This window comes from Parabacteroides johnsonii DSM 18315 (assembly GCF_025151045.1).
GTDB classification, from domain to species: Bacteria; Bacteroidota; Bacteroidia; order Bacteroidales; family Tannerellaceae; genus Parabacteroides; species Parabacteroides johnsonii.
Map to the genome: position 1 here is coordinate 2,549,288 of NZ_CP102285.1, position 13,409 is coordinate 2,562,696.

Genomic DNA, 13,409 nt, shown 5'->3' on the forward strand with positions numbered 1-13,409 from the left:
ATTTATTTGTGACGCATAAATCATAAATCATAAATTATAAATTCTTTCAATTCCGTTTAAAAGCCCGATCCATCTCCCGGCGGTCGTCCCGCTCCTTGATAGAGTCGCGTTTGTCATACTCCTTCTTACCTTTGGCGATAGCGACAACGACTTTTGCCAGTCCCTTGTCATTAATAAAAAGGCGTGTCGGAATAATTGTAAAGCCATTATTACGGGCAGCACCTTCAATCTTCCGCAATTCCTTTTTGGTCAGCAGCAGCTTGCGGTCACGGCGGGCCGTATGGTTATTGTATGTCCCGTAGAAATATTCTGCCACATACATATTCTTCACCCACAATTCACCCTTCTCTACAATACAGAACGTATCGACCAGGCTCGCCTTCCCCAGGCGGATCGATTTGATCTCCGTACCGGTCAGCACAATACCTGCCGTAAACGTGTCGAGCAACTCATAATCGAAAGTCGCCCGTTTGTTCTTTATCTGTATGTTATTACTAATCTTCTCTTTCATCTTATTCTTCTATCAAAAACGTAAGCCGGGCATCAACATGGAAAGGAGGACCTCAATCAGCCAAGGCGTCAGCAAAATCAGCCCGGTCGCGATCCCGACAAACTTCAGGCGTATCTTCTCCTCCACCTGCATATAAGGGCCAGCCCCTTCCCATACGATATAAAACGTATATAACACAAATATACGCAAAAAGAAAAACTCCGGGAGCAACATCAACACGATGTTCAAAGCAAACATCAACGAAGACGAATAGCCGACAAAGCGTTGGCACAGCTTCATGTCCTTCTCCCGTTTGAACCATCCCTGCCAAAGTTCGTTCAACAAATAGGCTGCCAGATAAAAGCCGCCGAACGCCGCAACCAGCGTCCGGATAGACGATTTCAGCGCCAGTTCGACATCAAACTCTTTCCGGGTGAACAGCACGCCCAAAAAAGCTGCTACCGTAACGAATCCAATCAGGGGATAGACAAACCGGGATAAAAACTCATCGTCTTTTTCTTCTTTTTTCGTCAGAATCTCCCATGCCTTTCCCGGCTGGGAGATGATGGCTACAACCAATTTAAATATCTCTTTATACATTTCTCAATACGTTCGTTTGCTATTTATCCTTTATTTGCCTTTTCCCGACAGGTCTATTGTAAACACATCGGAGCTTTTCCAGTTTATCGACGCAGAATCCTTCCCGAATGAATAGGCATAGTTAATCCGGAACTTCAGTTCATCCGAATTATTCTTTCCCGCCTCTTTCACCAGATCTTCTATATTGAACGCACAAGGAATAATCATCGATTCGCCTCTCGTCGTGTCCGCCTTTATCCTGATCGTGCGGAGGTAGAGGCTATAAATATTATCGTCTCCCAACAATTGATCCGGATTATAGGATAAAGAGAAACTATCCACCTGGTTTGTCGGGTGATTGCTTATCTCCGTGAACAGGAACAAATTGCCTCTGATATAAGCGGAACGTGCCTGGAGGGAAGAAAGCAGCAATTCGTCCTTTGCAACGACGGAGGTATCGGTCAACGTATTATAGAAGTTCCAACGATTGACCTCCGAGATCGTATTTTCATAGATAACAGCCTCGGTATAACTGGTATCCGTCCCTGCTCCCATATTGTTTGCAGTCCCATAATCAATGGAGTAATCAAACAAGATACATTCTCCGTTTTCCACATTGGCATTCTGGAAGTCTTCCGAAGAAACCACAACGTCCCCCTTGGTATAAATAGCCTTACCCGGCCCGTATCCGGTCACCACGACACCTGCCTGGTTGGCCATCGTCAACTGGGTGGCCGGGTCTCCCAAACAAGAATTCAACACAACCAAACAAAAGGCCAAAACGCCATATAATACTGTTTTTCTCATTTTCATATCCATTATATATTACAGACATTCCCTATTTTACAGAGGGAAAGCACGCAAAGATAGTAAAAAAGGACAAAACATCTACTAACATTGGACGATGAACCAAGCTGATATTTATGTATAACCTCTTGTGCGGCGAAAACATGGAGAACAAGAGAAAATACAAAAGAGAACGACACCTGGTATCTTTTGCCACCATCTATCTAATAAATAATACATTAGCTGGTGCCGATGTCGGTTTTAAGGTCGACACCACATCGACACCTTTTCCCCTCTCTGATGATTGCCGGATATTTGTAGACAAATAATAATCTACCAACTATCCTGTTTCATGCCATCAACTAATTCAAAACATGCAAAGAACTAAATGATAACATATAGTAAAGTAGATATAGGTAGTACTACTTATATGCAACAAGTAGCACTACCTATTGACAATATATAGTACTACGTATCCATGAGAGGGAGTACTACATATAAACAATATGCGATATGCAATGAATTAGTTCACTATGACTTTTGAGGTAGTTTATGGCGTGTTCCGAAATAGTTGCTGCATGAAGATGGACAGGCTCCGGACGAAACCTCCGGATATAAAAAGGTGTCGATGTTTCCAGCAATTTGCGGTGCTATGCCGTTAAGTAACTCTTTGCATTTACAAGATGTTAATAATTATTCGAAAAATGAATGCGGGCAACCTTTTAAGGCAAACAATCCATTCTTTCATACAAACAAAAAAAATAGACACCAAAAACAAATTCAGTGTCTATCTTTTATCTATTTCTTATGGAATCTTAATTGGTCGCTTCCTCAATCGAGAATTGGGAAATCTTAGAATATCCCCAAGTCGCGATCTTTGTCGAATCCGAATTGAATGTCAACGGATATTTTACACGATAACTTACAACCTTCTTACCGGCTGCCGATTCTTTTCCTTTCAACATGGAATATAATGAACCACCTTCAACAGCGATCGGGTCCATAGCATTGCTAATGGTTGGCGCTTTTCCCTCTTCCCGCTTTTGAGCACGTATGCACAACGTATAAACCCGGTCTGTTCCGTCGACAGTTTCAGGTTCCTGATCATAATCCATCGACATAGTATATGTGTTCTTCTGATCCGTCAATACAGAGGCAAAAGTAGGGATAACAACGATTCTTTTATAATTATTAGAAAACAATAAGGCACTTTCAGAGCCGGACAAAAGCAATTCGTTATCCAATGCCGTCGAATCCAATGGTGAGAAATCCAAACTATATTTTGCTAATGGAGAAGAAGCTGCTCCTGTCGCTACATAAAAGCCGTTTGTATTAGCATTCGCATTCTCCGGAGAATCAAAATCGACCGTAAAGTTTGCCAAGACACAATCGCCTGCGCTATAGGTCGGATCATTGGCTACTGTTGATAAATATAATGGATAATAACCCAATGGATAAATCAGAGTTCTCATCGTAGAAGAATAATCTACAATAGCGTAGCTTGAAAGCTGCTGTGTATTACCGCCGCCGTCCAAACAAGAGGTTAACGAAAACATACCTGCAGCGATGGCTGCCAACCCTAAAACTTTAAGTTTCTTCATTTTTACTGTTCTTTAATTTTATATTGTTTATTATTTATTTGTCTTTACTCAAAAGCCGAAACGGAAACCCGCCTGCAAATTCACATTAAACGGTTTCTCGGAACGGATCGTTTCGATATCGCTTCCGTTATCGAAATAATAACCGGCTCCCACTTCCGCATAAACACTTAAGAAACGGAGCAACGGATAGCTGGCACCGGCACGGGCATTCACAGACCACATCCATTCTTTCATACGGATATGCTTCTTCTCGTGACGAATTTCATTGTTTTCCACAAATATTTTGGCATTCAGCTTACCGGCAACATTGACCTCGGTCATGGCTCCCGCCGCTGCATAGAATTGAATACGCTTCCATTCTGCTATCTTATAGGACAAAGAAAGAGGGATTCCGATAAAATGTAGCTTCTGTTTCGTCTCGCCATGATAGATGGCACCGGTCTCCCATTCGGAAGAGAGGAATGTATAATTTAAACCTGACTGGAGGGAAAAACGGTCATTCAAAGAATAACTGACACCCAATCCGACCGAAACCGGTGTCTTATGGCGAATATTCGTTTTCGGGGACTGGTTATTGAAATACGGGGAATTCAATTGCAACAGTTCCTGGTCTGTCATCATCGTATTCTTTAAAGCATAGGCATTCAAAGAATTGGATGTTCCGGCACTCACGCTACCGCCGCCCATTCCGAAACTCCATCTTTTTGCCCGCGCCTTCTTTTCTTCTTTTTCCACCGGCGCAGCATCTGCAAGCAAAGAGTGCGTCGTTCCGGCCGGCATTGCCGATTCGGCCGCTCCCTCCACTTCGGATGCTTCGGAAGACACCACTGCGACAGTATCATGGTCTGCCGGCGAGAGGACGACGCCGTCTTCCGTTATCCTATCTGAACGAAATGCAGTAGTGGCCGCAACTTGCGCTACGGCACGTTTTGCCATCCGGCCAACCGGTGCGGAAGCGACAACAGCCATCTTATTTTGAGAGGGTCGGGCCGGAACAGCAGGTGTTGTTTCGACTACAGGCAGATATTCCTGTGTTTCGGCTATAGGCAGATGTTCCCGATCGTGGTTAAAGACATAGATGCCTCCCGTTAGCACTAATAAAGAAATAACGGCGGCAGCCGCCCAATAGCGTAAAGTCCGACGGAAAGGGACAGACTTTTTTACCGCGAGGCGGTCGGCTATCGCCTCCCAATCACCCGGCATCGTATCCGCTTCAAAGTCTTGCAACTTCGAACGGCACAAATCGTCAAATATATCTCTTTCCTTATCCTTCATTTCTTTTTACTCAATACAATTCATTAATCCTGCGTTGTAATAATTGTTTGGCACGCGTAAACTGCGACCGGGATGTACTTTCCGTTATATTCATCATCTCGCTAATCTCCTTATGCGAATAACCTTCTATTGCAAACAGGTTAAACACCGTACGAAAACCGGCAGGAAGTTCCTGCACCAGTTTCATCAACTCGGCTGCCGACATGTCGGATATGGCAGAACTGTCCGGATGGATCAATTCCACCGTATTATCCAGATCGGCAGCCTCACGCAAAACATCCGATTTGCGCAAATACTCCAACGCACAATTGACAAAGATCTTTCGCATCCACCCCTCAAACGACCCGAGTCCCGAATAAGAGTCCATACTGGTGAAGACTTTTACAAAACCGTCCTGTAGCAAATCACGGGCAGTCTCCCTGTCGCTGACATAACGCAGGCAAACTCCCATCATTTTACGGGAATACGTTTCGTACAGCTCCTTCTGAGCCAGCCTTTCCCCATTCCTACAACCCTCTATCAGTTGTTTCTCCGTCATTTAGTGTGTGCCTTCACGCCCTTTCCGGGGCCATACATTTATTATGATGTTCAGATTATCCGAAACGCTGCATTCCGGATAAAATATTTTTCTTGAGAACGCACAAAGATACTGTATTCCGGCAAATAATCGGAATCGGCATCCATTTTAATTTTCGGCGTAGAGGTAGACAGCTTTAACCCTCACTTTTTTTTGGCAGGGTCAACCGGGCAACCGGCGCCATTGTCTACAGGGGTCGCTTCCATCCCTATTTTCTTAAAGGCGGAAGCCAGCTTCGTCTTGGATGTCTTATCCGCACGATAAGTAACGGCCGCCGTACGGGTGCTCAGATCGCACTTGAGATCGGTCACCCCTTTCTCGAAAGCGATGTTCTTCTCGATCTTTTTGACACAGTTGGCACAATCCATTCCTTCGACAAAGAAAGTCACTGTCTCCTTTTTCTTTTTCGCATCTTGCGCATAGGCCGTTGAAAAAGTAAATACGGCACAGATTAAAATTGCTAATAAACGAATCATGTTAAATTGAAATTTAAAATTAAAAAATGAAAGAATTAAAAAATAAGCGATATTAATCACGACTGATGTTGAAACGCAGTCCGGCATAAATCTTTCTACCGTGAACAGGGCCCCAGACCATCGATCCGTCAAAATTATCTCCGCGCGGGTTCTCGGCATCGATGATCGGATGCGGCTGTTTATAGTCGAAAAGGTTTTCCGCTCCGACATAAATCGACCAACGGCGGAAATATTTCGTGATCTGGGCATTCACGACCGTATAGGCCTTAAAATCGGGTTCCCACAAGGGATTTACGGCATCCGGTGTCGGCATTCTTCCACCTCCGTTAAACTGTCCGGTGAGGTCGAATTGCCATTTCTTCAACGGAGTCTGATAAGAGGCGGTCAGCAAGCCCTTATAGTCGCTGACCAACGGCTTTTTCAGCCGGCGGGTGACGCCTTCCGCATTCCGGTAATCCGTTTTCGCATCCGTATAGCGATATGCGGCTGTCAGGGTAAAGCCACGGAAGAACGGATAAGTGGCTTCAACCTGGAAACTGTTGGAATAAGAACGGCCATCCAGGTTGTAGAAACTGACAGCATGCGGATCGCTATCCATATCCACAACTACCTGTTTCCGGAAATCCGTATAATACCACTCTCCGTTCAGAGTCAGCTCCTTTCCGAACAGCGGTATGTAAAACGAAAGGTTCACACCCGTATTCCAGGCCTCTTCCTGGTCCAAGTCGGCAGCTATATTCATTTTGCGGCTACTGGACAAAAGATAATTGTTTTCAGCCAGCACATTCGCCGTCCGGAATCCCTTCCCGGCCGAAGCACGCACATGGAACCAGTCGAAAGGATTATATTTTATATGCAGGCGAGGCGTCACAAAGAAATCGTACAGCGAGCTGTAATCCGCCCGTAATCCTGCCAGAAGGATCAACTTGTCATTCAGATTGTATGTATATTGTGCATAAGCTCCGGGCACGACTTCAGTCCGGTTGTAAGGGGTCCGCACACCGCCAAGTGTCAGGTTTTCGTCAAAACCGTCGTAGTTCATGCTCAAGCCTGTGCTCAGGCTATGTGCCAGAGAAAACTCCTTTTCGTAGAGCAAGCTGGCGTACACATTATTCTGATACACATTGTAAGGCGTCCGGTCATACATAGATTTCTGTTCATGATAGGAACCGGAAAGGATCAGCGCTACGCTTTCCACCTTTTCCTTGTCGATTATATAGGCCTGTTTGGTGAACAGCTCCGCACGGTTCGTTTGCAGGCGCACGCGGTAGGGATCGGCAAAGTCATGGTGTTTCGTAGACTGTCCGCCCGTACGGTTCTCATGCAGATAGCGCACGCCATACTGGGCGACATAATGTTCCAGCTTATGATACCAGCGGTTCATTAGGTTCACCTGCTCTTTCAGGGGAGTATCCAGAAAGCCGTCGTCATTGCCGTCGTGCTGCATCTTGTCATTGGAATAATGCACCAGCAAACCGGTCGACACCTTGTCGTTTATATGCCAAGAGGCATCGGCATTCCCTTCATAACGGCCGGCATCGCTACCGAAGAGGTTGACGGAAAAGATATCGGCCGTAGGCGGTTTCTTAAATTCCACATTGATCTGTCCGGCCAATGCTTCGTAGCCGTTCTTGACCGAAGAGGTTCCTTTCGAGACTTGGATACTTTCCATCCAAGCGCCAGGCACGTAGTCCAAACCATACAAAGAGGCGGCTCCACGGAAGTTCGGGTAATTCTCCGTCAGCATCTGGACATAGGTTCCGGCAAGCCCTAACAGTTTGATCTGGCGGGCTCCGGTAGCGGCATCCGAATAGGAGACATCGACAGACGGGTTTGTCTCGAAGCTCTCCGCCAAATTACAGCAAGCCGCCCGGCAAATCTCGTCATAGGTGATCTTCTGGGTTTGCAACACGCTGGTACGGGAAGCGATCGTCCCCATTTTGCGCTCGCTGATCACGACTTCCTGCAAAGCGACTTCGCCAACCAGCACGATGCGCAGGGGCTTACTTGTGTCCTCGACCGGGACAACCGCTGTCGTGTACCCGATATAGCTGACGACCAGACTCTTCGCGTTTTCTTTTCCTTTCAGTTCGAAATAACCGTCGGCATCGGAGGTCGTCCCTTGTTGAGTGCCTTCCCAATAGATATTCGCCCCGATTATCGGTTCTTCCTGTTCATCCAAAACATGTCCTTTCACCAGTTTCTCGGCAGAAACCGGAATCGCAATAAGAAATAATAAAATTGTAAGATAGAGTTGTTTCATCATAAATTCCTTTTTTGTTATCCTGACTTAGATCATTCATCTACATGAGGGCTCCATTGCATTCCTTTATTTTCGTGCAAAAATAAGGCGTTAGCAATGCAACCCGGTTGCAAAAACGGGCAAAGGCGATCCCACATAAAGAGACACGCCGGCAAGGACTAAATCAAAAGGACTGTCAAAAAAGAAAGGTAGGTTCCTGCATCGAATCCGGGAGGAGATTCCCGCTCGATTTCTCCCGCTTCGTTTATAAAAGGGACAGGAACAAGTGATAGATGTGAACAGATATGCGAAATCAAATCGATTGCCACAGGCTGCAAATTGAACAAATGACCGTGAAAGACATTCCAGTCGAAACTGACGTACTCGACATCGCAACAGCAGCCATCTTGACTTGCACACCGGGCCTGTCCATGCATCTCGCAGCATTTGTTTTCCAGCAAGGCTGTGACACCCTCCGTCTGGCAATCCCCACAGCAGTAGGTTACCAGACTGACACCAGCACCTCCGTAAAACACAAGGGTCGCCAGGAATACGATAAACAGATATGTCACAGTCTTTTTCATCCGGCACAAAGATATAGCATTCCGGGATTTTCTTCCAAACCGTTAATATTATTTAGGATATTTGGAAAGATAATAATAGGTTTCTTTCGATAGTGCGCTTTCGATATGGTAGCGGGTGGAAGATGAAACGGAGAATATATATCCCCGCTCCGAAGCCGTATCGACAGGCAGATAGATGGAAGTATCCCGGATTCCCGTCATCAGGATACTCCGGGCGGATACCGGGTCGATCGAGTCCGTCAGCGAATAATAGACGGTATAAGTCAACACCTCCTTTTCCAAATCCGGTTTCCTCCAGGAGAGCTTCAACTCGCTCCCTTCCTTTTCCACCTGTATCTCTTCCGGGGCAGCGGGAACCGTATCGTTCAACCAAGACAAGGGTGGAAGTTGGGCCGGATATTTATAATATTTATCCTTCAACTCGTCATACAGCCCTTTCGTATTGTCGAGGACGTTCGCACAACGGAAGAACGTGCAACCAGCCCCTCCGTAGTAACGGCTGTAGTCGATCTGGTCCGTTATATCGTTGACGGTCCAGTCCGCCTCTTCTTTCAGCATCCGGTATGCGCCCAATCCGGGAACCACCAGGCGTCCGTTGCAGTTATCGACCCAATTGTCGACAAACGGGAAAAAGTTATCATGCAGGTAATACATCATCGGGACAATCATATCCTGCTTCCCGTTCTGCATCCATATTTTCGGGTCCTGGAAGACGCTTTCGTAAGCCGTCCATCCGGCATTCGGGACACGTTCGATGCGATTATACTTGCCGAGCGGCGAACTACTGACCTGCACCCAGGGTTTGACCGATTTCACCCAGTCGTAAATGCGATACACCATCTTATTGATATTCTCCCGGCGCCATTCTGCCAACGGGCGTTTCTTGCCGTATTTAGTGTACTGGGCTTTATCAGGGAAAGATTTTGCCTGTTCCGGATAGCGGATATAATCAAAATGGATACCGTCGATATCATATCCGTTCACCAGTTCTTTCACTAAGGACAAAACATAATCGGCAGTTCCGGGAACGCCGGGGTCCAGATACCATTCGCCGTTATGACGCTTGCAGAGTTTCGGCTGGCGCTTGACAACGGAAAGTTTTCCTTGCTCTTTCACGCTTTTGTCCGTTCCCAGCGGGAAAGTGACAAACCAGGCATGACACTCCATCCCGCGTTTGTGGCATTCGTCGATCACGAAAGCCAGCGGATCATATCCCGGCATCGTTCCGTATTTTCCGGAGAAAGTCTTGCTTGCCGGTTCAATGGCTGAACGCCAAATGACATCGCCACGCAAACGGACCTGCAGAAAAACAGTGTTGAAATTCGCATCCTGCAAACGGTCCAGTATGTCGCAGACGTCGCGTTGCTGCGCCTTCCGCCCCGCCTCCGTCGTTGCCGGCTTACGCGGCCAGTCCAGACCATAGACGGTTGTCAGCCACACGCCCCGAATCTCGCGCTTGGGAGGTTCGACCGCATTCGAAACCGATATCAGTAACAGGAGCAATAACGACAGGCAATACTTTCTCATTTCACACATTTATTCAGCGGTACAAATGTACGGCTTTTTGCGCTTCTTCGGGATAGTCGGTAGTCAGAAAATCCACCCGATTCTCGATCATCTCTTTCATTATCTGAGGATCATCGACCGTCCAGACATTGATTTTCAAATTCAGATCTTTTGCTTCGGCAAACCATTCCGGATGTTTCTGCATAACCTTATAATTATAATCGAGACCGGCAAAACCGAGTTCTTTCAACTGTTTCGGAGACAAGTCGCCGTTTAGGTAGTAGACCGGTGTCTTCGGAGACAGGCGGTGCAGTTCCTTTGCGGCTTCCAGGCTGAAAGCGATATATTCGGTGCGCTTCGTCAATTTCTTGCCGTTTACCATGTCGACGGCAATCTTTGCCGCTTCCCGATCCCGCTGGGGAGTTGCATGGGATTTCAATTCGAAGATCAGTTTGGTCTTTCTCAATTTCTTCGCCCTGTCCAAATACTGCTCCAACGTCGGAAGCGTTTCGCCGTTCGGAAGTTTCAGGTCTTTCAGCTCCGCATAGGGAGTCGTCTGGATATCCTTTCCTTCTATTTTACGGTCATGGAACACAACCGGGACATTATCGGCTGTCAGGTGCACGTCGAATTCGGAACCATAGACTTTGATTTCATTCGCCCGTTCCAACGAACGAATAGAGTTTTGGGCAGAACCTTCCGTTTTCCAATAACCACGATGGGCAATTATCTTTGTCTTTCTTTTAGCCGACACGGGAACCGCCACCAATACGCACAAAAGAAAAAGTAGAGAGAGTTTCAAATGTTTCATACTATATATTTTATATGCTATACGTTACTTTTGGCTTGATCCAAAAGTAACCAAAAGATCAAGATTGTTCTATTACTTTTCTCTTGAAAGAAAAGTAACCAAAAGTTCAAGGCTTAACCGTCTGGGCTGCTCCGGGCAAAGACTACGCTGTCGCCTGCGAAACTCGCTTCGCTCAGACAGCGCAGGCTCCGGACGCTCCGCCTTTGCCCTCCGCTTGACGCCCACCCGCTTAGGCCTTTCTTAGAAAGCTCCGCTTTCTCTTGGGATGGCCGATACTGCCTGTTTTCTTGTGATCCCGCGTCAAGCGCGGGAACAGGATAGTTTCGAAGCATCCTCACAAATGCGAGGACAAGCCCAAAGGCAACCCGGAGGCAAGCACAGGGACAAGCCCGTTCCCGCACTTGATGCGGGATCACAAGAAAACAGGCAGTATCGGCCATCCCAAAAGAGCCGTCAGGCTCTATCTCCGGCCTAAGCTGGTGAGCGTTAAGCGCAGTGACCGCAGTGAGCGTCCGGAGCGTCTGCTGTTTGAGCGAAGCGAGTTTCAGACGCGACAGCGAACGAAGGGAGCGGAGTAGCGAAGCAGCTTAAGCCTTGATCTTTTGGTTACTTTTGGATCAAGCCAAAAGTAACAGATTATCTTCCTATTTCCGACAAATAACGTTCCGCCTCAATCGCAGCCGTACAACCGCTACCGGCAGCCGTAATGGCCTGGCGATAATGCGGATCAGCCACGTCACCGGCAGCAAAGACACCTGGAACTCTGGTCTTCGGCGTACCTGGAATCGTCTTGATATAGCCTATCTCGTCTGTTTCTACCCAGGGTTTGAATATCTTGGAGTTCGGAGTGTGGCCGATAGCCAGGAAGAAACCGTCGATTGCGATATCTAATTTCTTTTCGTCCGGTTCACCCATTCGTTTTACCAGATGTGCGCCTTCGACACCGTCTTCACCGAAAAGACCGATTGTGTTATGCTCGAACAAGACCGTAATATTCGGAGTGTTCAGGACACGTTCCTGCATGACTTTCGATGCACGCAAATGCGGTTTGCGGACAATCATATATACCTGTTTCGCCAAACCGGACAGATAGAGCGCTTCTTCACAAGCCGTATCGCCACCGCCAACGACAGCCACGACTTTCTTGCGATAGAAGAAACCGTCGCAGGTCGCACAAGCCGAGACACCCATTCCGGCATATTTCTGCTCGTCCGGCAATCCTAAATATTTGGCAGTCGCTCCGGTCGAGATGATCAGTGTTTCCGTCTCGATCACTTTCTCGCCGTCGATCGTCACCTTATAGGGAGCGGCAGACAAATCTGTTTCAGTCGCAATGCCGACGCGGATATCCGCACCGAAGCGGGTTGCCTGTTTTTTCAGGTCTTCCATCAGCTCCGTTCCGGCAATGCCTTCGGGATAACCGGGAAAATTCTCGACGTCTGTCGTAGTCGTAAGCTGTCCACCCGGCTGAATACCTTCGTAAAGGACAGGAGACAGATTTGCACGTGAAGCATAGATAGCCGCAGTATAACCGGCCGGGCCCGAACCGATAATCAGGCAACGGACTTTTTCATTCTGAGTTGTATTCATCTTATGATTTATGATTTATAATTTATGATTGATGATTTATGATTTGTGATTTATTATCGACGCATAAATCATAAATCACAAATCATAAATCATTCTAATCACCTCAAATCTATTATTTCAGCATCAGGATAGTCTTTTTCGTTAAAAACAAAATAACTATCCGGTTGGTTTACTCCCGTTTCCATTTTACTGATACGGATCGTACTGCTGATCCCATTCTTTGAAAAAACAGCGATCGAGGCCGGGAGCCCGGCAAACTTCTCTATCTGGAGCTCCACCCGTATGATATCACTTTTCTTTTTGGGTACCAGCTCGATATCGTAGGCGGATTTACCGTTCGAAGCCGTGCTCTCGCCCTTATATTTTGCGGTAAATCCTTTTTTATAGGAACGGAGCAGAAGGGCCGGATTCGTAGCTTGTAGTTCCTCGCCGGTCGGGGTGGAAACGTTGACTTCCTCGTTGCGCTCGACAAACGACCATTGTGTCGTTCCATCGAACCAGGTAATCATGTCGGGGGTCTTCAGTACGAATTTATCACCTTTTATATCTACCGTACCGTCAAAGCTTTCCGACACTTTCTGCACATCCGAGCGTGTCTGCATCGTAAAATAAGCAGTCAAACCGTTAGAATCTTCATAAGCAGACGCGGCCTTATCCAAAATGGAAATGGCGTTCTGTGCTACGACCTTCATACCGGATACAACCCCAAGACACAGGAAGACTGCAACCAAAATGCGGCAAACTTTTATTTCATTTTCTCTTTTCATTCTATCTATTCTTTGCTATTCATAATAAGGGTTTATGGGTGTGGAACATGAAACGATTGTCGTTTGTAGGGGCAGGGCTCTGCTCTGCCCATTGAATCCGGAGCAAAACGAACATTATTTGCATT

General features: G+C 46.8%; 13 protein-coding genes. All 13 read right to left on the reverse strand.

Features of this window, described 5'->3' with window-relative positions; all coding sequences use genetic code 11:
• Positions 1 to 46 precede the first annotated feature (46 nt).
• Positions 47 to 511, reverse strand: coding sequence for an SsrA-binding protein SmpB (smpB, locus tag NQ564_RS10395; protein WP_008150890.1), 465 nt, complete (start codon positions 509 to 511; stop codon positions 47 to 49).
• Positions 512 to 523: 12 nt separating this feature from the next.
• Entirely contained in the window at positions 524 to 1,090 is a 567-nt protein-coding gene (locus NQ564_RS10400) for a YIP1 family protein (RefSeq protein ID WP_008150892.1), read from the reverse strand.
• A gap of 30 nt (positions 1,091 to 1,120) precedes the next feature.
• Positions 1,121 to 1,876, reverse strand: a complete 756-nt coding sequence (locus tag NQ564_RS10405; protein ID WP_021862546.1) for a BFO_2992 family lipoprotein — start codon at positions 1,874 to 1,876, stop codon at positions 1,121 to 1,123.
• 794 nt (positions 1,877 to 2,670) lie between these two features.
• A complete protein-coding gene (locus NQ564_RS10410; protein WP_008150896.1) occupies positions 2,671 to 3,456 on the reverse strand; it encodes a BFO_2992 family lipoprotein in 786 nt (261 codons plus the stop codon).
• Positions 3,457 to 3,504: 48 nt separating this feature from the next.
• Entirely contained in the window at positions 3,505 to 4,731 is a 1,227-nt protein-coding gene (locus tag NQ564_RS10415; protein ID WP_008150897.1) for a porin family protein, read from the reverse strand.
• Between the two features lie 10 nt (positions 4,732 to 4,741).
• The gene (locus NQ564_RS10420) at positions 4,742 to 5,269 is read right to left on the reverse strand and encodes an RNA polymerase sigma factor (RefSeq protein WP_005646207.1); all 528 of its coding nucleotides are present in this window, start codon (positions 5,267 to 5,269) and stop codon (positions 4,742 to 4,744) included.
• Between the two features lie 182 nt (positions 5,270 to 5,451).
• Positions 5,452 to 5,784, reverse strand: a complete 333-nt coding sequence (locus NQ564_RS10425; RefSeq protein ID WP_008155094.1) for a cation transporter — start codon at positions 5,782 to 5,784, stop codon at positions 5,452 to 5,454.
• Positions 5,785 to 5,836: 52 nt separating this feature from the next.
• Entirely contained in the window at positions 5,837 to 8,050 is a 2,214-nt protein-coding gene (locus tag NQ564_RS10430; protein WP_008150899.1) for a TonB-dependent receptor, read from the reverse strand.
• 155 nt (positions 8,051 to 8,205) lie between these two features.
• The gene (locus NQ564_RS10435; protein ID WP_008155092.1) at positions 8,206 to 8,610 is read right to left on the reverse strand and encodes a hypothetical protein; all 405 of its coding nucleotides are present in this window, start codon (positions 8,608 to 8,610) and stop codon (positions 8,206 to 8,208) included.
• Between the two features lie 48 nt (positions 8,611 to 8,658).
• Positions 8,659 to 10,137: a glycoside hydrolase family 10 protein gene (locus NQ564_RS10440; RefSeq protein ID WP_039848245.1), complete on the reverse strand. Its 1,479-nt coding sequence runs from the start codon at positions 10,135 to 10,137 to the stop codon at positions 8,659 to 8,661.
• A 13-nt stretch (positions 10,138 to 10,150) separates the two neighbouring features.
• Positions 10,151 to 10,927 (reverse strand): glycerophosphodiester phosphodiesterase, encoded by a 777-nt coding sequence (locus tag NQ564_RS10445; protein ID WP_008150902.1) that lies wholly within the window; start codon positions 10,925 to 10,927, stop codon positions 10,151 to 10,153.
• Between the two features lie 636 nt (positions 10,928 to 11,563).
• Positions 11,564 to 12,517: a thioredoxin-disulfide reductase gene (gene trxB, locus NQ564_RS10450; RefSeq protein WP_008150903.1), complete on the reverse strand. Its 954-nt coding sequence runs from the start codon at positions 12,515 to 12,517 to the stop codon at positions 11,564 to 11,566.
• Positions 12,518 to 12,615: 98 nt separating this feature from the next.
• Positions 12,616 to 13,284 carry a LolA family protein gene (locus NQ564_RS10455; RefSeq protein ID WP_008150905.1) on the reverse strand — a complete coding sequence of 223 codons (669 nt, stop codon included), beginning with the start codon at positions 13,282 to 13,284 and terminating at the stop codon, positions 12,616 to 12,618.
• Positions 13,285 to 13,409 lie beyond the last annotated feature (125 nt).